This is a genomic window from Guyparkeria sp. TX1 (assembly GCF_046523965.1).
Lineage (GTDB): Bacteria > Pseudomonadota > Gammaproteobacteria > Halothiobacillales > Halothiobacillaceae > Guyparkeria.
The window spans coordinates 1,546,359-1,569,899 of the sequence record NZ_CP144142.1 but is presented as its reverse complement, the minus strand read 5'-3'; the positions used below and the strand labels follow the sequence as shown (position 1 = coordinate 1,569,899).

At 65.1% G+C, this 23,541-nt stretch carries 16 protein-coding genes; 12 read left to right on the top strand and 4 right to left on the bottom strand.

What is annotated here, in order from left to right; all coding sequences use genetic code 11:
* The first annotated feature begins 127 nt into the window (after positions 1-127).
* Together VWP12_RS07335 and VWP12_RS07330 are read left to right on the top strand one after the other, a co-directional pair.
* A complete protein-coding gene (locus tag VWP12_RS07335) occupies positions 128-1,087 on the top strand; it encodes an ABC transporter substrate-binding protein (protein ID WP_410473592.1) in 960 nt (319 codons plus the stop codon).
* On the top strand, positions 1,084-3,957 hold the full coding sequence (locus VWP12_RS07330; protein WP_410473591.1) for an EAL domain-containing protein: 2,874 nt from the start codon (positions 1,084-1,086) through the stop codon (positions 3,955-3,957). The genes VWP12_RS07335 and VWP12_RS07330 overlap by 4 nt, the downstream gene beginning before the upstream one ends.
* Before the next feature lie 57 nt (positions 3,958-4,014).
* On the opposite strand, the gene xseA is transcribed toward VWP12_RS07330, so the two are convergent.
* Together xseA and VWP12_RS07320 are read right to left on the bottom strand one after the other, a co-directional pair.
* Positions 4,015-5,547 carry an exodeoxyribonuclease VII large subunit gene (xseA, locus tag VWP12_RS07325; protein ID WP_410473590.1) on the bottom strand — a complete coding sequence of 511 codons (1,533 nt, stop codon included), beginning with the start codon at positions 5,545-5,547 and terminating at the stop codon, positions 4,015-4,017.
* A gap of 153 nt (positions 5,548-5,700) precedes the next feature.
* Positions 5,701-6,021, bottom strand: coding sequence for a hypothetical protein (locus tag VWP12_RS07320; RefSeq protein WP_125198515.1), 321 nt, complete (start codon positions 6,019-6,021; stop codon positions 5,701-5,703).
* Positions 6,022-6,231: 210 nt separating this feature from the next.
* On the opposite strand from VWP12_RS07320, the gene guaB reads away from it, so the two are divergent.
* The 5 genes from guaB to VWP12_RS07295 all read left to right on the top strand — a co-directional run bounded on the left by guaB (position 6,232) and on the right by VWP12_RS07295 (position 14,015).
* Positions 6,232-7,686, top strand: a complete 1,455-nt coding sequence (gene guaB / locus VWP12_RS07315; protein WP_410473589.1) for an IMP dehydrogenase — start codon at positions 6,232-6,234, stop codon at positions 7,684-7,686.
* A gap of 114 nt (positions 7,687-7,800) precedes the next feature.
* Complete coding sequence (gene guaA / locus VWP12_RS07310; RefSeq protein ID WP_410473588.1) at positions 7,801-9,402, top strand: glutamine-hydrolyzing GMP synthase; 1,602 nt, start codon at positions 7,801-7,803, stop codon at positions 9,400-9,402.
* A gap of 51 nt (positions 9,403-9,453) precedes the next feature.
* Positions 9,454-9,885 (top strand): nucleoside deaminase, encoded by a 432-nt coding sequence (locus tag VWP12_RS07305; RefSeq protein WP_410474954.1) that lies wholly within the window; start codon positions 9,454-9,456, stop codon positions 9,883-9,885.
* Between the two features lie 83 nt (positions 9,886-9,968).
* On the top strand, positions 9,969-11,873 hold the full coding sequence (locus VWP12_RS07300) for an ATP-binding cassette domain-containing protein (protein WP_410473587.1): 1,905 nt from the start codon (positions 9,969-9,971) through the stop codon (positions 11,871-11,873).
* Between the two features lie 222 nt (positions 11,874-12,095).
* Positions 12,096-14,015 (top strand): methyl-accepting chemotaxis protein, encoded by a 1,920-nt coding sequence (locus tag VWP12_RS07295; protein ID WP_410473586.1) that lies wholly within the window; start codon positions 12,096-12,098, stop codon positions 14,013-14,015.
* A gap of 73 nt (positions 14,016-14,088) precedes the next feature.
* Here the strand turns inward: VWP12_RS07295 and VWP12_RS07290 are convergent, their stop codons facing one another.
* Positions 14,089-14,541 (bottom strand): TerB family tellurite resistance protein, encoded by a 453-nt coding sequence (locus VWP12_RS07290; RefSeq protein WP_410473585.1) that lies wholly within the window; start codon positions 14,539-14,541, stop codon positions 14,089-14,091.
* A 171-nt stretch (positions 14,542-14,712) separates the two neighbouring features.
* On the opposite strand from VWP12_RS07290, the gene VWP12_RS07285 reads away from it, so the two are divergent.
* The 4 genes from VWP12_RS07285 to grxD all read left to right on the top strand — a co-directional run bounded on the left by VWP12_RS07285 (position 14,713) and on the right by grxD (position 19,441).
* Positions 14,713-15,369 carry a M48 family metallopeptidase gene (locus tag VWP12_RS07285; RefSeq protein WP_410473584.1) on the top strand — a complete coding sequence of 219 codons (657 nt, stop codon included), beginning with the start codon at positions 14,713-14,715 and terminating at the stop codon, positions 15,367-15,369.
* A 61-nt stretch (positions 15,370-15,430) separates the two neighbouring features.
* Entirely contained in the window at positions 15,431-17,197 is a 1,767-nt protein-coding gene (locus VWP12_RS07280) for an N-acetylglutaminylglutamine amidotransferase (protein WP_410473583.1), read from the top strand.
* Between the two features lie 170 nt (positions 17,198-17,367).
* A complete protein-coding gene (locus VWP12_RS07275; protein ID WP_410473582.1) occupies positions 17,368-18,969 on the top strand; it encodes a diguanylate cyclase in 1,602 nt (533 codons plus the stop codon).
* Between the two features lie 133 nt (positions 18,970-19,102).
* Positions 19,103-19,441, top strand: a complete 339-nt coding sequence (gene grxD, locus VWP12_RS07270) for a Grx4 family monothiol glutaredoxin (protein WP_125198507.1) — start codon at positions 19,103-19,105, stop codon at positions 19,439-19,441.
* A gap of 107 nt (positions 19,442-19,548) precedes the next feature.
* Here the strand turns inward: grxD and VWP12_RS07265 are convergent, their stop codons facing one another.
* Entirely contained in the window at positions 19,549-21,354 is a 1,806-nt protein-coding gene (locus VWP12_RS07265; RefSeq protein WP_410473581.1) for a mechanosensitive ion channel family protein, read from the bottom strand.
* 411 nt (positions 21,355-21,765) lie between these two features.
* Here VWP12_RS07265 and VWP12_RS07260 point away from each other — a divergent pair, with 411 nt between their 5' ends.
* Entirely contained in the window at positions 21,766-23,499 is a 1,734-nt protein-coding gene (locus VWP12_RS07260) for a DEAD/DEAH box helicase (RefSeq protein WP_125198505.1), read from the top strand.
* Positions 23,500-23,541: the final 42 nt, after the last annotated feature.

The window sequence follows — 23,541 nt, the reverse complement described above, 5'->3', positions numbered from 1 at the left end:
ACGCGGCTTTTGGTCTGCACCAGTCAAGCAGAGCGGATAATCCGGAAACGGATTTTGACGGGCCATCGAGCCAACGCCCGGGTCGCATTCGGAAGGACCACGACGCCCCACAGGGAGGGCTTCTGCCATGGAACGAAGGCAGTTTCTCGTCACCGGGGCACTCGCCCCGCTCGCCGCCCTGCTCGGCTGTGAGGCCCGCGAGCCGTTGTTGCGCATCTCCGGCATCACCTGGGTCGGCTACGAGCCCCTGTTCCTCGCCCGCGAACTCGACCTGCTTCCCCCCGAGCGGATCCGGCTAATCGAGTCCCCCTCCAATACCAACAGCCTGATGCAGCTGGCCTCCGGCGAAGTCGAGGCGGCTACGCTTACCCTCGATGAATTCATTCTCGCTCGTGCCGGCGGCATACCGGTACGCATCGCGCTGGTCTTCGACACCTCCCAGGGGGCCGATGTCATCATGGCCCGTCCGGGCATCGACCGGCTAGAGGATCTGGCCGGTCGACGGATCGGGGTGGAAGACACGGCCGCCGGCGCCCTCATGCTGCGAAAGTCGCTCGAGGCAGCCGGTCTGACACCCGACGACGTCACCCGGGTACCGGTGATCGGCGGCGGCCAGATGGATGCCTACCGGCACGGCGAGGTCGACGCGGTGATCAGCTACGAGCCTTTCGCCTCGCGTCTGGTCGCACTCGGGGCGAACCGGCTCTACGACAGCAGTGCCTTTCCCGGGTTGATTGTCGACGTGCTGGCCGTCAGTGAAACGGCCATCGACCACCAGCACACGACACTCACCGACCTGCTGACGGCCTACTTCGAGGCCCTGGCCGTGGTGAAATCGAGCCCGGGGCGAGCGCACCGCCTCATGGCACCGCGATTGGGGCTGACCGTCGAGGAAACCGCGGAGGCCTACGGGGGCATCGCCCTGCTGAGCCTGACCGACAATCATGCCTGGCTGGAGCCACCCGCCGCCCCGCTGCGAGAGGCGGCACGGACCGTCGCCGAAATCATGCAATCCAACGCCCTGATCGAGCAGATCCCCGACCTGTCCGATCTCGCCACGGCTCGTTTCCTGCCGGAGGGGCCATGAAACTGCCGCGCCTGTCCTTGCGACTGATGGTCCCACTGGGACTTGGCCTGCTGTTCCTCCTGATCACGGCCGTCTCGCTGGTCAATGGCATCCACAATCGCTCGGCCATCTTCCTCGCCGATTCGAGCCAGCGCTTGCTCGGCTACACGACTGAGATTGCCCGCACGATCGAACAGGGTGGGCTGGAACAATCCGGCATCCTGAATGCACGCGTGAGCAGCATCCTGACCGATCCGCGCGTCGACATGCTGATTGCCGTTGGCCCCGATCGCGAGGTCCTGGTCTCCCCAAACCGGACTTGGCAAGGCAAGTCGGTCGATGACCTGCTGGCCGATCTCAATCCCGGCACGTTTGGCCAACGACAGGACCAGCGCCTGCCTTACCTCGAGCACTTGGACGAGGACGAAACGCTCCGTGCGCTGCAATCGTTCGAGTTGCCCGGCCTGTCCGACCGCCCGCGCTCGGAGAGTCGCGGCGTGGTCTGTGTACGCATGGACCTGACGGCCTCGCTCGCCCGCATCCGCAACGAGGCGATCCTCGCGCGCCTGCCGGAGGCCGGCGTGATGCTGCTGATCATCCTGCTCACCGCCTGGGTGCTCAACTCGCAGATCACCCGGCCACTGGGACGACTGCGGCGGGCAGCAATGCGCCTGCGCCAGGGTGATCACGACGTGCGCCTGCCCGAGCGGGGCTGCAGCGAGATTGCCGAGGTCGCTCAAGGCTTCAACTCAATGACGTGTGCGATCGCCGAGGCGCGCGACCGATTGCTCGAAAGCGAACAGCGTCTGGCGGTCACTCTCGACTCGATCGGCGATGGCCTGATCGCGACCGATCTCGACGGCCATATCACGCTGATGAACCCGGTGGCCGAGCGGCTCACCGGTTGGTCGCGCGAGGAGGCGATCGGCAAACCCATCGAGGCGGTGTTCGTGATTTGCCAGACCGATGACAACCGGCCGATCGCGATCCCCATCCGCCGAGTACTGGCCGAAGGCACCCTGGTCGGACTGGCAAACCACACCGTCCTCACCGACCGCAGCGGCAATCGGTACCACATCGCCGACAGCGCCGCGCCGATCCAGCATGACGACGGCTCGCTGGTGGGGGTCGTGCTCGTCTTCCATGACGTGAGCGCGGAATATCGGTTGCGCGACGCGCTTGCCGAGAGCGAACAGCACTTTCGCACACTTGCCGACAACGGCCAGACACTGATCTGGACGGCCGACCTGGAGGGCAAACGCGACTACGTCAACCGCCCCTGGCTGGCCTTCACCGGCCTGTCCCAATCCGTGGCGCTCGGAGACGGCTGGCAGCGCGCCGTGCATCCCGACGACCTGCCGGCATTGCAGCAGACCATTGCCTCCGCCTACGAGAGACGCACCCCGTTCACGCGCGAGTATCGATTACGCCATCACAGCGGCGAATACCGCTGGTTGCTGGCCAAGGGCACACCGCGTTTCAACAGCCGGGGCGAGTTCGTGGGCGTCATGGGGCAATGCGTCGACGTCACGGCGGACAAGGAAACCGCCGCCCAGCTCGAACGACTGGCCTATCACGACGGGTTAACCGACCTGCCCAACCGCGCCCTGCTGCTCGATCGGGTCGATCAGGCTATCCGACAACGCAAACGCCATGGTGGTGTCGGCGCGTTGCTCTTCGTTGACCTGGACGAATTCAAACAGATCAACGACCTGTACGGTCACGCGCGCGGCGACCAGGTCCTGATGGAGGTCGCGCAACGCCTGTCCGGCCTGGTCCGCGATACCGACACGGTGGCCCGGCTGGGTGGCGACGAATTCCTGGTGCTCGTTCCCGAAATGGCGCACGACATCCATGGGGCGCGTCACAGCGCGACGGCGCTGGCCGACAAGCTGCGCCATGCCATGGAACAACCGTTCGAGTTCGAGGACTTCCGCCACCTGGCAACCGCCAGCGTGGGCCTGACCTTGTTCGCCGGCAAGGTCGACAACGCGGAGGAACTGGTCCGCGAGGCGGATATCGCGATGTATCAGGCCAAGCGCGCCGGCCGGAACAACCTGGTCAACTTCGAGTCGGGCATGGTCGAGTCGGTGACCCGCCGCTATCGAATGGAACAGGAACTCAAGCAGGCGCTGGAACGTGGCGAATTCGAGCTGCACCTGCAATCCCAGGTGGACCGCGACGAGGTGGTGGTCGGCGCCGAGGTGCTGTTGCGCTGGCGTCATCCGGTGCGCGGGCTGGTCTCGCCAGCGGAATTCATCGCGCTGGCCGAGGAATCCGGGCAGATCATCGCCATCGGCGAATGGGTGCTGCACGAGGCCTGCCACCTGCTGCATGGGCTCGAGCAATCCACACCGCCCGGCCAGCGACATCTCAACATCTCGGTGAATGTCAGCCCGCGCCAGTTCCGCACGCCCGACTTCGTCGATCAGGTGAGACAGACCATTGAGCAAACCGGCATCGATCCGGCCCACCTGATGATCGAGATCACCGAGAACTTGCTGGTCAGCCACGCCTCCGAGGCCATCGAACGCATGCGCGCGTTGGCCGAATTGGGCCTGACGTTCTCGATCGACGACTTCGGTACCGGCTATTCCTCGTTCGCCTATCTCAAGCGCCTGCCCCTGAACGAGATCAAGCTGGACAAGAGCTTCGTCGACGACGTCCCCGGCAGCCCGGGTGACACCGCCATGGTCGAGGCCATCCTCGCCATGGCCGCACGCCTTGGCATCGACGTGGTCGCCGAGGGCGTGGAGACCTGCGAGCAGTTCGACTACCTCAAGGCAAACGACTGCACACGGTTCCAGGGTTTCTGCTTTGCCCGCCCCGTCCCGGCACGCCGTTGGATCGAGGAACAGCTGGACGCCATGGAGCGCCGCTCAGCGCGCTGATGACCGGCACGGTTGCGCAATACGCCACCGGAAAACCCGCCCCACGTTATCCGGTTGTCAGGAGTCCGATGAAGCTTCGCTGGATATCGGCGCCGTCCAGTCCACCGCCACGTCACCGTCAACGAACCGAATGGTCAACGGCAATCGCCCGGTCGCACTACCCAGCCGCTCGACCTCCGCGGCCCGCTTGACCAACACGCCGGAACCATCGCTTCGGACCTCACCACGGGTTTCGATCAGGGCATACCCCCGTTGCTGGACCTGACGCGGGCCAAGTGCCTCGAGCTGACGGGACAGGCCGGCAAGCCGGGTACGCTCTTCACGCAGTCGCCGCTCGAGGCCCTGGGGATCAAGCCGCGTGGCATCAAGACGGACTCGCCAGCGAGGCAACAGCCGCTCTCGGCTCACCAGCAGGCGCCGGGAGAGCGTGGCAACCCGCTCACGCTCGGCGGAGTTGATTGCGGCAATGCATCGATACAACCGGCTTGCCGGCCCCACCAGTTGTTCCCTGAGCCCCTCGAGGCGACGCCGAGGATGCGCCCCTTCCAGGCGTCGGCGTAAACCATGGGCACGTTCACGCCCTTGGGCGACGCGACGCTCGATACCGTGTCGCAGTGGTGACTTCAATCCAGCCAGTCGATAACGACCGAGACGTAGCCGCTCGACCGGACCGGCACGATCGAGGCGCCGCGTCAGCCCGTCCAGGCGTTGCGACTCGGCCTGCAGCCGCCCCTCCCAGCGCAGACGGGCCCGATCGGCAAACCGCCCCACATGTTGGCGCATGTCGCTCGTCGTGATGGGTGTGGTCAGTTCAGCGGCCCCCGTGGGGGTGGCCGCCCGGCGGTCGGCCACCAGGTCGCAGAGCGTGGTGTCGGTCTCGTGACCGACCCCACTGATCACCGGCACCGGGCAGTCATACAAGGCACGCACCAGCGTCTCGTCATTGAAGGACCAGAGGTCCGACAACGACCCTCCGCCACGCACGATCAACGCCACATCGAAGACATCACTAGTTAGCTGCGACACGGCCTGGCGCAACTCGCCGGCCGACTCGCTTCCCTGCACCCGCACCGGGAACAACGTGACCCGCGCCAGCGGAAAGCGCCGCGCCAAGGTGACGTGCACGTCATGGATTGCCGCACCGGTGTCCGACGAGATCACGGCGATATGTCGCGGCAGCTCCGGTGTTGGTCGCTTGTGCTCTGGCGCGAACAGCCCCTCGGTCAGCAGGCGCTGCTTGAGTCGTTCGAACTCGGCGGCCAGGCGCCCCTCACCGGCCGGCGCGATCGACTGGACAATCAGCTGGTAGGCACCTCGTTCGGTGTAGATACCCAGCCGCCCGGTCGCGACCACCTCTTCGCCCTCGCGTAGTGGATGGGCGCAGCGTTGTGCGTTGCCGCGAAAAAAGGCGCAACGCAACTGCGACCGATCATCCTTGAGTGCGAAGTAGTGATGCCCTGACGCCGCCCGCTTGTGCTCACTGATCTCGCCGACCACCTCGACCAGGCCGAACACCTGGCCGAGCAGATCACCGGCCTGCTTGTTGATCTGGGTGACCGACAGGGCGGTCGATCCGGTGGGAGATGACATGGGCACAATCCGTGATCAAGAAAAAAGACGGGGACTCGAGTCAGCCCCGAAGTACAGCACGAAAAAGGCCGCGAACAACGCTCGCGGCCCGGGAATGCTTGCTGTTTCTAGCGGTCGGCCAACCCGCCAGGGCTGGCCGGGACCATCAAGCCTTTACCAGGTCTTGTACGGACCGGCTTCCTGCTCGGCCCACTGCTTCTCGGCCAGTGCCTGCAGCTCCTTGATGTACTCGGCCTTCTCGATGGCCTTGTCGTACTCGCCCTTCTTGGCCAGCTTGTCGGCTTCGCCGAACAAGGCGCTCTTCGGGTGCGGGCTCCACGGCGCGTAGCCTTTCTCTTGAACGGCTTCAACGGCGGCTTGGGCTTCTTGCTTGGCCTTCTCGTAATCTGCTTCGCTGGCGGCGTTGGCCATGCCAACCGAACCGATCAGGGCAAAGCCCGCTGCTGCGGCAACAACGCGTGCTGTTTTAATCATTATTTACTGCCTCCTAGGTGGTTTGCTCTGGTAGCGAGTCCGACTTTAGCGCAATCAAAGTCGGGATGCCAACAACGCCCCTTTATGGCCCCAAAACCGCATCCGAATGCTCCCGGTGAGGGACACCGAGCCATCCGGACATTTACCCGTCGGGCGCAGGCCACTATAATTGCGCGGACACTTTCTACCATCCGCAAGAGTCCCCCAACCATGCGAATCCTCGAGGAAGGTCTCACCTTCGACGACGTGTTGCTCATTCCGGCCCGCTCCTCGGTGCTGCCCCGGGACGTGTCACTTGTCACGCACCTGACCCGTAATATCCAAATCAATATCCCGCTGATCTCCTCGGCGATGGACACGGTCACCGAGGCGCGCCTCGCGATTGCGCTTGCCCAGGAAGGGGGCATGGGGATCATCCACAAGAACATGACGGCCACGCAGCAGGCCGAGCATGTCCGCCGGGTGAAGAAACACGAATCGGGTGTCATCAAGGACCCGATCACGGTCACCCCGGACACCAGCATTCGCGACGTGCTCAAGATCACGCGCGATCACTCCATCAGTGGCGTGCCCGTGGTCAGCGAAGGCCACCTCGTCGGCATCGTCACCAGTCGCGATCTGCGCTTCGAACAGAATCTCGACCAGGCGGTGGCCAACATCATGACCGGCAAGGAGCAGTTGGTGACCGTCAAGGAAGGCGCCAACCGCAAGGAAGTCGAGGCCCTGCTGCACAAGCACCGCATCGAGAAGGTGCTGGTGGTCAACGATGACTTCGAGCTGCGCGGCATGATCACCGTCAAGGACATCCAGAAGTCCACCGACTACCCCAATGCCTGCAAGGACGCCTCCGGGCAACTGCGCGTTGGCGCGGCCGTCGGCACCGGCGGTGACACGGAGGAGCGCATCGAGGCGCTGGTCGCCGCCGGCGTGGACGTGATCGTGGTCGACACCGCACATGGTCACAGCAAGGGCGTGATCGACCGGGTGGCCTGGATCAAGGGCCGCTACCCGCAGGTGGAGGTGATCGGCGGCAACATCGCCACCGGCCAGGCCGCCCTCGAGCTGGTAGAGGCCGGCGCGGACGCGGTCAAGGTCGGTATCGGCCCGGGTTCGATCTGCACCACCCGCATCGTCGCTGGCGTGGGCGTACCGCAGGTCACCGCCATTTCCAACGTGGCCGAGGCGCTCAAGGGCACGGACGTGCCGCTGATTGCCGACGGCGGCGTACGTTTCTCCGGCGACTTCGCCAAGGCCATGGCCGCCGGTGCCCACTCGGTGATGGTCGGCTCGATGCTGGCAGGCACCGAGGAGTCACCCGGCGAGGTCGAGCTGTTCCAAGGCCGCTCCTATAAGTCGTACCGGGGCATGGGCTCGCTCGGGGCGATGCAGCAGGGGTCCTCGGATCGCTACTTCCAGGCGGAGACCACCGCCGAGAAGCTGGTACCGGAAGGCATCGAGGGCCGCGTGCCCTACAAGGGCTCGCTGGTCGCCATCGTCCACCAGATGATCGGCGGCCTGCGCGCCTCGATGGGCTACGTCGGCGCCAAGGACATCGACACCATGCGTAAGCAGCCGCAGTTCGTGCGCATCACGAATGCCGGCATGCTCGAATCGCATGTCCACAACGTGTCGATCACCAAGGAGAGCCCGAACTACCGGGTGTAAAACCAGTGCCGCGCCCCTGCCGGGGCGCCTCGTTTGCCATCGACCCGGCCCTGCCTGCCGGGTCGACTTGTTACAGGGCCAAGCTGCCCTTGCCTGAAAAACACGGACCTCACGATGACCGCTTCCTCGACCATCCCGCATCCCGACATCCACGCCGAGCGCATCCTGATCCTGGATTTCGGCTCACAGTACACGCAACTGATCGCTCGGCGCGTGCGCGAGTCACGGGTGTATTGTGAAATCCACTCCTGGGATGTCGACAACGCCTTCGTTCGTGACTTCAACCCCACTGGCATCATCCTCTCCGGCGGCCCCGAATCGGTCATCGACCCGCAAAACGCGCCCTGCGCCCCCGAGCTGGTGTTCACTCTGGGCGTACCGGTACTGGGCATCTGCTACGGCATGCAAACCATGGCCGCCCAGCTGGGCGGCAAGGTCGAGAACGCCAGCCACCAGGAATTCGGCTTTGCCAAGGTGCGCGCCCGTGGCCATACCGCGCTGTTGAAGGACATCGAGGACGAGGTCACCGAGGAAGGCTTCGGGCTGCTGGACGTCTGGATGAGCCATGGCGATCACGTGGTTGACCTGCCCGAGGGCTTCAAACTGATGGCCTCCTCGGACAACGCGCCGATCGCCGGCATGGCCGACGAGTCGCGCAACTTCTTCGGCGTGCAGTTCCATCCCGAGGTCACCCACACCCGCCAGGGCGCGCGCATCATCGAGCGCTTCGTCCGCGAGATTTGTGACACGCAAGGGCTGTGGCGCTCGGACGCGATCATCGAGACCATGATCGACCAGGTCCGCGAGCAGGTCGGGGACGAGGAAGTCATCCTCGGCCTGTCCGGCGGCGTGGACTCATCGGTGGTCGCCGCCCTGCTCCACCGCGCCATCGGCGACCAACTCACCTGCATCTTCGTCGACAACGGTCTGCTGCGCGAGGGTGAAGGCGACCAGGTGATGCGCACCTTCGCCGAGCACCTGGGCGTGCGTGTCATCCGTGTCGACGCCGAGGACCAATTCCTTTCGCGGCTGGCCGGCGAGGCCGACCCCGAGAAGAAGCGCAAGATCATCGGCAACACCTTCATCGACATCTTCGATGACGAGGCCGGTAAGCGCGAGAACGCGCAATGGCTCGCCCAGGGCACCATCTACCCCGACGTGATCGAGTCGGCCGGCTCGAAGACCGGCAAGGCCCACGTGATCAAGTCACATCACAACGTCGGCGGCCTGCCCGAGCACATGAAACTCGGCCTGGTCGAGCCGCTGCGCGAGCTGTTCAAGGACGAGGTCCGCCAGATCGGCCTGGAACTCGGCCTGCCCAGCGAGATGATCATGCGACACCCCTTCCCCGGCCCGGGCCTCGGTGTGCGCATCCTCGGCGAGGTCAAGCACGAATACGCCGAGCTGCTGCGCCGCGCCGATGCCATCTTCATCCACGAGCTGCGCGAGGCCGGCCTTTACGACCAGGTCTCGCAGGCCTTCGCCGTGTTCCTGCCGGTCCGCTCCGTGGGCGTGATGGGCGATGGTCGTCGCTACGACTACGTCGTCGCCCTGCGCGCGGTCGAGACCATCGACTTCATGACCGCCCGCTGGGCACGCCTGCCCTACGAGTTCCTGGAAAAGGTCTCGCTGCGCATCGTCAACGAGGTCCGCGGCATCTCGCGGGTGGTCTACGACGTCACCGGCAAGCCGCCCGGCACCATCGAGTGGGAATGACGCCCGCTCGCCGCCAGCCCTGACTCCATGAGCGGCCACGACCGCAAACAGATGCAGGCCTGCCTTGCCCTGGCTCGACAGTCGATCGAGCTGGGCGAGGTGCCGGTCGGCGCCATCGTGGTCGACGCGAACGGAGCCACCATCGGCCGCGGGCACAACCGCCCCGTCGCCCTGCACGACCCGAGCGCACACGCCGAGATACTGGCCATGCGCGAGGCCGGGCGGCATCTGGCCAACTATCGCCTCGACGACTGCACTCTCTACGTCACCCTCGAGCCCTGCCCCATGTGCCTGGCTGCGGCCTCGCACGCCCGCGTCGCACGGATCGTCTACGCCGCCCCGGACCCGCGCGGCGGTGCCTGCGGCTCTGCCATCGACCTCAATCGGGCCGACTGGCATCACTTTCGTCCCGTGATCGACACCGGCCCCTGCGAGACCGAGGCGGCCGAACTCCTCACCGAGTTCTTCCGCGAACGACGCTGAGGGGAGAATCCCCCGCCTTGACGCGGAGCAACCGCGTACAATGCACACCCCTTTTCAGCCTTCAGCTTCAAGCTCCGACCCCTATGCCCCTTCTGACCGTCGAAAACCTGCAATTCGCCATCGGCGACCGCAAGCTACTGGACCACGCCAACCTCACCATCGAGCGCGGCGACAAGCTGGCGCTGATCGGTCGCAACGGCGAAGGCAAGTCCACCTTCCTCAAGATGCTGGCCGGCATTCAGCGAGCCGACGACGGCCAGATTCGCCTCGAACCCGGCTCACAGGTCGCCTACCTGCCGCAGGACCCGCATCTCGATACCGACGAGACGGTCTACTCCGTGGTCGCCTCGGGCCTGGGTGACCTGCACGACGTGCTCACCGAGTACCACGAACTGGCGCAGAACGCGGACAGCGATGCCGCACTCGATCGCCTGTCCGTTCTCCAGCACGAACTGGAAACCCGCGACGGCTGGATGGCCGGGCAGAAGGTCGACGAGGTCATGACGCGGTTGGGCCTGGATGCCGATGCCTCTGTGCGCGGGCTGTCCGGTGGGGAACGCCGCCGCGTCCTGCTCGGCCAGGCGCTGGTGATCGAGCCCGAGCTGTTGCTGCTCGACGAGCCCACCAACCACCTCGACATCGCCGGGATCGAATGGCTGGAGGACCTCGTCCGCAATTTCACCGGCGCCGTGGTCTTCATCACGCACGATCGCGCCTTCCTCAAGCGGCTGGCCAACGGCATCATCGAGCTCGACCGCGGTCACCTGACCAGCTGGCCGGGCGACTACGACAACTACCTGCGGCGGGTCGAGGAGCGAGCCAATGCCGAGGCGCAGGAGAACGCGCGCTTCGACAAGACGCTCGCCCAGGAGGAGGTCTGGATCCGTCAGGGTGTCAAGGCGCGGCGTACCCGCAACGAGGGGCGTGTCCGCAACCTGGAAAAACTGCGCGCCGAGCGCGCCGCCCGACGAGACAAGGCCGGGCGCGTGGCCCTGTCGACCGACTCCGGCCGCACCTCCGGCAAGATCATCGCCGAGATACAGGACGCCAGCGTGGCCTTCGGCGACAAGACCGTCATCCGCGATCTGACCACCACGATCCTGCGGGGCGATCGAGTGGGACTGGTCGGCCCCAACGGCGCAGGCAAGTCCACCCTGATCAAGCTGATCCTAGGCCAGATCGAACCGACCTCGGGCAGCATCAAGCGCGGCTCGCAGTTGGAAATCGCCTACTTCGACCAGCACCGTGCCCAGTTGCGCGACAACTGGACCGCCATCGAGAACCTCTGCGACGGTGGCGACCGCCTCGACGTCCGGGGCAGTAACGTCCACGGCATCGGCTACCTGCAACAGTTCCTGTTCACCCCGGAACGGGCCCGCACGCGGGTCGAATTGCTGTCCGGCGGTGAGCGCAACCGCCTGCTGCTGGCCAAACTGTTCGCCAAGCCGGCCAACCTGCTGGTACTCGACGAACCCACCAACGATCTCGATCTCGAGACCCTCGAGGTGCTCGAGCAGGCGCTGTCGGATTACGACGGCACCCTGCTGCTGGTCAGCCACGACCGGGCGTTTCTCGACAACGTCGTCACCGGCCTGCTGGTCTTCAAGGGCGATGGCGAGATCGAGGAAGTCATCGGCGGCTACGAGGACTACCTCGACCAGGTAGCGCAAGGCGCGGCCCGGTCCAACCCGGCTGCCACAACGGCTCAGAAAGGCCCCCAAAAGGCCGGCGCAAACGCGAAACCGGCCGGAGACAAGCCGAAAAAGGCGAAAAAGCGCTCCTACAAGGTCCAGCGCGAGCTCGACGCCCTGCCCGCCCGCATCGAGGCGCTGGAGGCTGAACAGGCCGACTTGCAGACCACCATCAACGATCCCGCCTTCTACCAGGGCGATCCCGCCGAGGTCGAACGCACGCTGGCCCGCGTCACCGAGCTCGAGCAGGAACTCGAAGCGGTTCTCGACCGCTGGATGGAACTCGAGGGCGACTGAGAAACGCCCTCCAATGGACGACGGAGGGTTGGTTGGTTAGGCTCCCGCCCCTTTTGTGACCCTCGGACCGGACCGGCCAACGCGTGAAGCCGCGCCGGAGAATCGTTTGAGTACGAACTAATACCTCAGCAAATAACTGAGGTTAAAGTTTCCAGCGCATCGGCCGATTTCACGGGTCCCGACTCATCCATCTGCCCCGAGCCAGACCACGCGGAGCCAACCATGCCTGCCCTCTTCAAGAACCTGACCATCGGCGCCCGACTCGCCCTCGGCTTTGCCCTGGTCATCGTCTTTATCGCCGCCCTGATCATCCCTCTGGTGATCACCGAATTCTCGGCCACCATCAAGCAGGCCCAGCAACGTGAGTTGCGCGGGCTGTTCGAAAGCGCACAGGCCGAGATCAGCGCCGAGGGGCGTCTGGCCGAGGCGTTGAGCACGGCAGTTTCGCGCATTCCGGATATCGAACAGGCGATGGCCGAGCAGGATCGGGAGCGGATCAGCACGATGACCCTGCCGATGTTCGCCCCGATGCGCGAGGACTACGGCGCGCGCCAGTTCCAGTTCCACCTGCCGCCGGCTACCTCCTTCTTCCGCGCCCACAAGCCGGAGAAGTTCGGTGACGACCTCTCCAGTTTCCGCAAGACCGTCCTGGCGACCAACAATGAAAGCAAGCGCGTTCGAGGCCTGGAGCGCGGCGTGGCCGGACTCGGCATGCGCGGCATCGCACCGATCCGCTACCAGGGCGAGCACCAGGGCAGCGTCGAATTCGGCATGAGCTTCGGTCAGCCATTCTTCGACAAGTTCAAGACCGGCTACGGCGTGGACATCGGCCTGTACCTGGAAACCGACAGCGGCGGCTTCGAGGCCTTCGGCTCGACCCTCGGCCAGCCAAGCGCGCTCGCGGCCGACCAGCTGCGTGCCGCCAAGAGCGACACCACGATCTGGGAGCACGCGCTCGACGAGACGCCGATGGTGACCTACGCCCACACCATCGCGGATTTCTCGGGTAACCCGGTGGGCGTGCTTGCCGTGAGCATGGATCGCAGCGAGTACGTTGAGCGCCAGGCCGCGGCCCGCAACAAGGTCATCTCCGTGATGGCCGTGGCGATCGCCATCGCCGCGCTGATCGGTTTCCTGATCACTCGTAGCATCACACGGCCGCTGCGTCGGACCGTCCAGGCGATGGACGATATCTCCAAGGGTGACGGCGATCTCACTCAGCGCCTCGACGAGAGCGGTCGCGACGAGATCACTGACCTGTCCGCCGCGTTCAACCGCTTTGCCGCCAAGATGCGCGACTCGATCCACGAAGTCGCGAACTCGACCGGCCAGCTCTCGGCCTCCGCCGAGGAACTCTCGCAGATCACCGCGGACACCAACGAGGGCGTGCAGAAGCAGCGCCAAGAGACCGAGATGGTCGCCTCGGCCATGAACGAGATGACCAGCACGGTCCAGGACATCGCCCAGAACGCCTCGGGCGCCGCCGATGCCGCGCAGAATGCCGACGAGGAGGCCAAGGACGGTCAGCGCGTGGTCAACGAGACGATCAACCATGTCGCCGCGCTGGCCGACGAAATCGAGGAGGCCGGCGCGATCATCGGTAACCTCGAGACCGCCAGCGAGAAGATCAGCACGGTGGTCGATGTCATCCGCGAGATCGCCGAGCAGACCAACCTGCTGGCCCTCAACGCCGCGATCGAGGCGGCCCGGGCCGGCGAGCACGGCCGTGGCTTTGCCGTGGTGGCCGAAGAAGTCCGTTCGCTGGCAAGCAAGACGCAGGCCTCTACCCTGGAGATCCGCGAGATGGTCGAGAGCATCCAGGGTGGCTCCAAGCAGGCTGTCGGCGCCATGCAGAGCAGCCAGGTGCATGCCCGCAAGACCGCCGATCAGGCCCGCGAGGCCGGCCAGTCACTGGTGACCATCACCCGCGCGATCGAGACGATCACCGACATGAACCACCAGATCGCCTCGGCCGCCGAGGAACAGGGCCAGGTGGCCGAGGAGATCAACCGCAACGTCTCCAACATCAACGAGGCCGCCTCCCAGACCGCCGAGGGCGGTGCGCAGACCTCAACGGCGAGCCACGAACTGGCACGACTGGCCTCGCAGCTGCAGGCACTGGTGAACCAGTTCAAGACCTGAACGGCGACCGGTTGAGATCAACGAGCCCCGCACCCATCGGTCGCGGGGCTTTTTATTGGCGCCTCGCCGGAACTCAATCGGAGGCGGCTTGCTCGGCCCGCACCCGGGCGCGGATGAACTCGCTGTGCGGCACGTAAAGCAGATCGGCTATCTGACGGATGATCGATTCCTCGAGATGGTGCTTGCCGGCATCGGCGTAGGCCACGCGCCAGAGTGTCTCGACCACCTGTCGCTTCTGATTCTGGCCGAGTTGCTCGTTGAGCACCCGCACGAACGGGAAGAATCCGGTCGAATCATCCACCTCGGCCGCAGCGTGACGCACCAGTTCATCGGCTTGATCCGCCCCCATAGCAAAATCGTCGATCAGGGTGCGGCGAATCACGCCGAGCTCACCCTCGGCGACGTCGAAATCCGCCCGCGCCACCTCCATCAACAGGATGGCCACCGCCGCATCGACACGTGTCTCCCGGGTGGTCTCGGTGGTCGACTGGTCAGGGAAGAACAACGATTGCAGTGTCTTGAGCATCCGGGGCCTCGATCATTGGCTCGAAACTGGTTTCGCGTGCGACCAGCGTAGTCGCTTGCCGTTCCGCTCGCCGCGCTCGGTTAGACTTCGTCCCCAATGAAACGCCTGCTCCCCAAACGATCTACACAAACACGCGTCAGCCGCCTCGACCACCCAATGGGCGAGGTCCGGGTGCAGCGCAAATCCATTCGACACCTCTACCTGCGGCTCGATCCGGCGGATGGTTCGCTGCGGGTCAACGCCCCACGCCGAGTCAGCGACCGCGCGGTGCGGGCGTTTGTCACCAGCCGGGCCGGCTGGATCGAGGAACAGCGCCGCAAGCTGGCCAATCGACCGCCCGTCATCACCGAGGGTCAACTCCCGAATCGACTCCACCTGTTCGGCGAGGAACACGCGCTTGTCTGGCACGACGACTCGACACCCCGGGGGCAAGTGCGGCGGGAGCCCGGCACCATCCATGTCCGCAGCGCCGGGATCGATCAGGCGCAGGCGCTGCTGCGCGAGCACTGCCGGCAGGAATTCAAACGCGTACTCGACCACCGCGTCCCTCATTGGGCCGATCACATGGCGCTGACCCGGCCCGAGACCCGCATCCGGCGCATGCGATCACGCTGGGGCACCTGCAACATCCAGGCGCGGCGCATCTGGCTCAACCTCGAGCTGGTGCGCCTGCCGGTCGCGGCAATCGACCTGGTGATCGTCCACGAACTGGCGCACCTGGTCGAGCGCGGCCACAACGCCCGATTCTACGGCGTGATGGATCATGCCTATCCCGACTGGCGCCGCTGGGAGCCCACCCTGACCGAGTACGGCATCATCGGCCTGTAGGCCGGTAGCGTGCGCTAGACTCTCGATCCCGACAACGATCAGACGACAGGCGAGCGAAACGATGTGTGGCATTTGCGGATGGCTGGAAACCGGCGGACGTGACGGCAACCTGACCGCGGTACGGCGGATGATGAGCCGGCTGGAACGGCGTGGGCCCGACCACGAGGGCAGCTTCTCCGACGGCCCGCTGGCCTTCGGTCACCGGCGCCTGTCGATCCTGGATCTCTCCTTCCACGGCCACCAGCCGATGGTCGACCGCGAGCGTGGGCTGGCGATCGTCTTCAACGGCACGATCTACAACCACCCGCAACTGCGCGAGGAACTGCAGTCGCTCGGGCATCGTTTCGCCTCCACCGGCGACACCGAGGTGATCCTTGCCGCCTTCCGCGAGTGGGGCCCGGATGGTGTGGCACGCCTCGACGGCATGTTCGCCTTCGCGATCTGGGACATGCGCGACGAATCGCTGTTCCTGTTCCGCGACCGCCAGGGCATCAAGCCGCTCTATCACACCGTCGGCGAGGGTCCGCTGCGCTTTGCCTCGAGCCTTCCAGCCCTGCTGGCCGCGGGCAACGTCGACACCGATTTTGACCCCACCGCCCTGCACCACCAGTTCACCCTGCACGCCGTGGTGCCGGCGCCGCGCACCATTTTCCGCGGGGTGAACAAGCTGCCGCCCGGCCACTGGATGCGGGTCGATCGCAACGGCAACCGCCAGTTGCAACGCTACTGGGCCATCGATACCGCCGAGGACCACGACGTCCCGGCCGACGAGTGGCCGGAGCTGATCCACGAGCGACTGCTGGATGCCGTGCGAAAGCGCTTGGCCATCAGCGACGTGCCGGTGGGCGTACTGCTTTCCGGTGGTCTGGATTCCTCGTTGATCGTCGCCCTGGCCCACGAGGCGGGCGTGACCCCGAAGACCTTCACCATCGGCTTCGAGGACCAGCCCGAGGAAAAGGGCAGCGAGTTCGAGTACGCCGACCCGGTCGCCGAGCGCTACCGGACCGAGCACTTCCGCTTTCACGTGCCCAACGAGCAGGTGCTCACCCGCCTGCCCGAGGCGGTGCGCGAGATGAACGAGCCGATGTTCGGCCAGGACGCGGTGGCCTTCTACCTGCTCTCCGAGCAGGTCGCACGCGAGGTCAAGGTGGTGCTCTCCGGCCAGGGCGCCGACGAGGTCTTTGGCGGCTACTTCTGGTACCCGAAGATGGCGGAGACAGAAGGTTCCGACCTGGAGCGCTTCGCGCCGTACTACTTCGACCGCAGCCACGAGGAACTGATGGCGATGGTCACCGAGCGCTTCCGCGGGCCGGATGCGACCAGCGAGCTGGTAAAGAAGGGACTGGCGGGGGCCGGCGGCGGGTCGTTCGCCAACCGCGTGCTGGGTTTCGATGCCAGCACCCTGATCGTCGACGACCCGGTCAAGCGCGTCGACAACATGACTATGGCCTGGGGGCTGGAGGCGCGCGTGCCCTTCCTCGACACCGCCCTGGTCGAGGCGGCCATGCGCGTGCCGGCGGAACACAAGCTCGCGCAGGGTGGCAAGGGCATCCTCAAGCGCATCGCCCGCGGGCGCATTCCGGATACGGTCATCGACCGGCCCAAGGGCTACTTCCCGGTGCCGGCGCTCAAGTTCGTGCGCGGCCCGTTCCTGGAGTTCATGCGCGAGATCCTCACTTCGGACACCGCGCGCGCCCGCGGACTGTTCGAGCCGGCCTACGTGGAGAAGCTGCTCGCCGAACCCGATCGTCACTTCACCCGCCTGCAAGGGGCGAAGATCTGGCACCTGGCAGTCTTCGAACTCTGGCTGCAACAGCAGGGTATTTAAGGAAGGTCTGTACGCCCCGCCAGGGAACCTTTACGCCTGTCGATTGCCTCACTATCCAGCTTTATGGGCAATCAAATCGCGGCGGTACAGACCGTCGTTGGATTGCGTTAGAGTCAATATCAGGAAACGCTGAACTGACTCAGCCCAACCGACTCAATGGACCGAGCCCCATGCCAGACGACGCCGTGACCGAGCCCGACCCCATCGATCTGCCCGACTGGGACACGGGCCCCCGCGACTGGCCGATGGCGGCCTCCTCGCTGCGGGCGACCGTCGATGCCCCCACCGCTCGCCGCGCAACGCGACTGGCCGACCTGCAGAGCCAGGTTCGCTGCCTGATTCAGCGTGCCCGCCACCAAAAGCTGCGCGTGCTGCTGGGGGTGCTCAACCGCATCGATCAGGAAATCGCGCGTGAACACGCGCAGGGATCGGCCGACCTATCAAGGCTCAATCGACTGATCCGCTACTTCGATCGCCTGGTCCAGCACCTGCAAAAGACGCAGGACGACACCCCGGAGGCCATCGCGCTCTACACCGGCAGCACCGACGTCCCCGAAGTGCTGGAAGATTCCCTGCGGCGCAGCGGATTCGGCGCCCATCCGATCAACCTGGAAAACCCCGATCCGGCCCTGCTGGAGCACACGGGCTTATTGATTTATCTCGCGCAGGACGATGCCGATCACGAGCGCGAATTCAGCCAACTTGCCGACCTGAAAAAGCGCATGTCCGCCTGCGCCCAGTCACTGATGATCAGTCAGCGCGACGACTTCGCCATCCGCGCGGCCGCCGTGCGTGCCGGCATCGACCACGTGATCACCTACCCGATCGACTCCGCGCGCCTCAATACCTTGCTGACCGGGGCACGCGCCTACGAATGCGACGACGAGCAGATCACCGTGCTGCTGGTCGACGACATGGCCACCGCGGGCATGTACTGGCGCAAGCAGTTCGCCCGTGCCAATGTCCGCCTGCTGTTCGAGACCCGCCCCCAGGCCGCCTTCGATGCGGCGATCACCGAACAGCCGGACGTGATCCTGCTGGATCTCTACATGCCGGAGATGGACGGCGTGGACCTCGCGCGCATCTTCCGCGAGCACCCACAGCTCTCGGACGTACCGATCCTGTTCATGTCCACCGAGGAACGCGACCAGCATCGACTGGAGGCCAAGCTCCAGGGCGGCGACGATTTCCTCAACAAGTCGATCGCCGGCGACGATTTGATCCGCATGGTGCGCTACCGCGCGCAACGTTACCGCCAGGCACGTGCCGAGCGTCGCACCGACTCGCTCACCGGGCTGCTTAACCACCGCGCGATCACCAACCTGGTCGACAGCGAGCTCGACCGCGCCATCCGTCAGGAACAACCGCTGTCGGTCGTGATGATCGACATCGACAACTTCAAGAGCATCAACGACACCCACGGCCACCCGAGTGGCGACCGCGTCATCCGCCGCCTCTCGACCCTGCTGAACACCCGCCTGCGCAAGTACGACGGCGTGGGCCGCTACGGCGGCGAGGAGTTCCTGGTCGTCCTGCCGGCCACCGAGATTGATGCGGCCGTGGAGCTGATCGACCGGCTGCGCGAGCAGTTCGCCGAGATCGCCGTGACCACCGAGGCCGGCGACACCATCCACTGCCAGTTCAGCGCCGGTGTGGCGGGTTACCCGGAACACATCACGCCGCAAGAGATAATCAACGCCGCCGACGGCGCGCTCTACAGCGCCAAGCAGGCCGGCCGCAACCAGGTAAAGGCGCGCCACTACGAAGACTAGTGCGCCCTGCCTGTCGGGCCGCGCCCGTGCAAGCCTTGCCAAATCGGTACGAATTTGGTCCCATATAAAGTCATTCGGTCCGCCGGTTCATCGACGGGCCACCAGACACCGACTTAGACGGGAGACCATCACCATGGATGCTCTTGAGCGCATCGACCAGTTCGTCAAAGAAAACCCGATCCTGATCTTCATGAAGGGCACGCCGCAGTTCCCGACCTGCGGCTTTTCCAGCCGTACCGCCGAGGCAATGAAGGCCTGCGGCGTGCCGTTCGGCTACGTCAACGTGATGGCCGACCCGGAGATCATGCAGGCCCTGCCGAGCTACCAGGACTGGCCGACCTTCCCGCAGGTCTACGTCAATGGCGAGCTGATCGGCGGCGCGGACATCACCATCGAGATGTACGAGCGTGGTGAATTGAAGCCGCTGTTCGAAGAGGCGGCGGCCAAGGCAGAGGCCGACAAGGGCGAATAACCCGCAAGGCAAACATCGATCGATCATCGACCCGGCCCAACAGGCCGGGTTTTTTTATTGGCTGCGGCCCGAATAAGGCTTTGATACCAGACACACCCGCAGGCGCGTCAGGTGTTCTCGGCAAGATCGTCGGGACGCGCCCCGACACCGTGACGCTCTTCCTGCGACCGCTGTGGCGTCGTATCGCCGTCCCCGCGACTCGACTCTCCGCTCGACCCGCCATCGGCCAGCTCTCGCTCGAGCACCACCCGTGAGCGCGGCAAGTATCGCCCGTCCTCGAGTTCCTGCAGGAAGCGAATCAGTCCTTCACGTACCTTGCAACGAAGGTACCAGGCGGCCAACCCGTCGGTCGCACTCACCAATGCCCGCACCTCAAGTGTCCAGTCGCGACAGTCGGTGACCAGGACGCTGGCCACCTCGCCGTCGTGGTTCTCGTCATCCTTGACCAACTCGGCCAGCTTCTCCCGGATCGCATCAATCGGCGCGGTGTAATCGAGATACAGGTAAACCTCGCCATAGACGTTCAGGTCGCCATCCTCACTGGCATACGAGTAGTTGTAGATCGGCTCGTCGATCAACATCGTCGACGGCACGGTCAGTCGACGCAGGTCCCATATACGGATCACCGCGTAGGTATAGGTGATGTTCTCGATGTACCCCCATTCGCCCTTGAAAATCACCAGGTCGCCGATGCGCATCGGCTGGGTGAGCGCCACCTGCAGCCCGGCAAACAGACTGGCGATGCTGCGTTGGGCACCGATACCGATGAGCAGACTGATCAGGCCGGCCGAGGCAAGCAACGAGAGCCCCAGCGAGGCAAACCAGTCGAAGGTCGACAACGCGACAATCACACCGACGAAAAAGATCACACCGATCAGCGTCCGACTGAGCACCGTCATCTTGGTGTTGTAGGTGCGGGCAAGAAAGATGCTGCTGTCCTCCAGCCGTCGCAGCTTGCTCTGCCCGTAGGTGGAAAAGAACATGCGCACCACGTTGATCAGCAGCCAGGTCACCGAGCCGGCCACGCCGACGAAAACGAGCGACTCGTAAAACGACTGCGCCGGAGCAGGCAACAGGATCAGCGGCTCAAACAACGACCCCGCCAGCAGGAAGAAGACCAGAGACAGGAACGCAAAGCCGACATAACGCCGCAGATAAGGCATCCAGTCAGTCACCACATCATTCGGCAACAAGCGCCTTGCGAGACGCAACACCGCCCAGCGAATCAGCAAGGCCAGGATCGCGCTGAGCGCCACGCCGAAGGCCGCCAGTCCCAGCCGGAACACGTTGCTTTCCAGCACCTCGTACTTGATCCGGTAGAACGGCAACATGGAGACAATCTTCCCCATGCCCGTGTTGTCGTACAGAACGTCCGTCCCGGCGACGGTTTCCGCATCGAACCACCAGCGCGCGCCCTCGTCGGTAACCGTGCGCACGAGACGCACCGGCACCTGCTCTCCCGCCACCTCGAACTCCGCCAACAGGATCGAGTCTCGGGGAGACCGTTCCTCCTCACGTTCCTTTTCACGCAATCCGTCGCCATTGTTCGGCAATACGTCCTCCCGCAATTGCAGTCGCTGGCGCAGCACGTAGGTCAACTTGCCGGCGGCGTCCTCCATCTCGGCCTGCGTCATGTCGCCGGGTACTTGCAGTGATTTGGCAGCCTGTCGATAGTCAGCACTGCCCGCCGCCGCAATCAGGTTCATCAGGGTGCCACGTGGCGTGCTGAGATCCCCGATCGCTGACGAGCGCAGGTCCCCGTCCGGTTCGTAGAGGCGCGAGTCGAGATTCGGCTCCGGCGTCTCGTCGTCATCATCCGTCGCGGCGGCGCTGGACGAGCCTGCCCCCGGCGTCAACGCGCTGCTGGTAGCCGCTCCCAGTGGCGTGGCCAGCACCAGAAGCCCCACTACCATCAGGCCCCGCCAAGACGGTAGTCGCGACCGGATCGGATAATGGGCGAATCGAGGCCAGCGGCGCATGGGAAGATACGACTCGAATCCGTGGACCATTGCTAGCTCCATTTGCCATTGACCAATGACGCGGGCGCGCGCCTCACTCAACATAGCAGCCATCCCATCGTCGCGTCGGCCACCTCAATAGTCGGAGACGCACAATAGTTCGGGACAAAGCGCTCCCGGAACGGTAGAATGACCGATTACTCGGGATTTACCGCTTTGTGTCGCCTTGCGATACACCGCGCCCCCGGGTTTCCGCCGAGCCACGAGCCCGCCAAAGAGCCCCGGACCATCTCCGGAGCGCTCCGATGTGAGGGCCCAGCGCCCGCCTGTCCCCCGCGGCCCCTGCCGCCTGTTGTTGAGATATCCATGTCCGATACCCCCGCTACCGAGCAACCCTCGGTTCGCTTTGCCGATCTCGATCTGAGCCCTGCCATCCAGCAGGCGATCCAGGACGTCGGCTACGAAACCCCCTCCCCGATCCAGGCGCAGAGCATCCCGCCGCTGCTGGAAGGCCGCGACCTGATCGGCATGGCCCAGACGGGCACCGGCAAGACCGCCGCGTTCGCGCTGCCGTTGTTGAGCCGCATCGATACCAGCATTCGCGCCCCGCAGATGCTGGTCCTCGCCCCGACCCGCGAACTGGCCATCCAGGTCGCCGAGGCGATGGCCAACTACGCCCGCCACATTCCCGACTTCCACATCGCCCCGATCTACGGCGGACAGGCCATGTTCCAGCAGCGCAAGCTGCTGCAGCGCGGCGTACACGTGGTCGTCGGCACCCCGGGCCGCATCCAGGATCACCTGCGTCGTGGCACGCTCCAGTTCGACCAGATCCGCATGGTCGTCCTCGACGAGGCCGACGAGATGCTGCGGATGGGCTTTATCGACGACGTCGACGCGATCCTCGCCGAGGTCCCCGCCGAGCGCCAGGTTGCCCTGTTCTCGGCGACCATGCCCGAGCCGATCCGTCGCATCGCCCAGCGTCACCTGCGCAACCCGCAGGAAATCAAGATCAAGAACAGCACCAGCACCGTCTCGGCGATTCGCCAGCGGTTCTGGCCGGTCTCGGGCATGCACAAGCCCGACGCGCTGACCCGCATCCTCGAGGTCGAGGACTTCGACGCCGCGATCATCTTCGTGCGCACGCGTCAGGCCACCAACGACCTGGCCGAGCGCCTGCAGGCACGGGGCCACTCTGCCGCGGCCCTGTCGGGTGAAATGGGCCAGGCCGAGCGCGAAAAGACGGTCGAGAAGCTCAAGAACGGGCAACTCGACATGATCGTCGCCACCGATGTCGCCGCCCGCGGCCTCGACGTGCCGCGCATCAGCCACGTCATCAACTACGACATCCCCTACGACACCGAGGCCTACGTCCACCGCATCGGCCGTACCGGCCGTGCCGGGCGCTCGGGCGAGGCGATCCTGTTCGTCACCCCGCGTGAAAAGCGCATGCTCAAGGCCATCGAGCGGGCCACGCGCCAGCCGATCGAGCAGATGCGTCTGCCGAGCGCGACCGACATCGCCAGCAAGCGCAGCTCACAGCTCAAGGACCAGATCACCGAGGTGCGCGAGGCCGAGGAACTGACACCGTTCGTCGAGATGTTGAACGACTACCAGAACGAGCACGACATCGAGATGGCCGAGGTGGCCGCCGCACTGGCCTTCCTGCTGCAAAAAGATCGCCCGGTGATCGCCGAGCAGATCAAGGAAATGGCCCCGCCGCCGGCCATGCAGGAGCGTGACAGCGGCCCGCGCGACGATTCCGACAAGATCCGCTATCGCATCAATGTCGGCCGCGAGCACGGCGTCACGCCGGGCAACATCGTCGGCGCGCTGACCAACGAGGGCGGCATCAACGGCAAGCAGATCGGTGCGATCGAGATCGAGCAGGATCACAGCTTCGTCGACCTGCCCGGCGGCATGCCCGACCGCCTGGTCCAGCAGATGAGCAACATCCATCTGTTCGGCATCAAACTCGGCCTGCAGGCGATCGGCCCAGCACCCGCCGGCCGACCGCGCCGCAAACCCCGCGGCCCTGGCGGCCCGGGTGGTCACCCCGGCAAGGGGCGCCCGCCGCGTCGCAATTTCGACCGTCGATAAGGAATTCGACCATCGATAAAGAAAATGGCCGCCCTCGGGCGG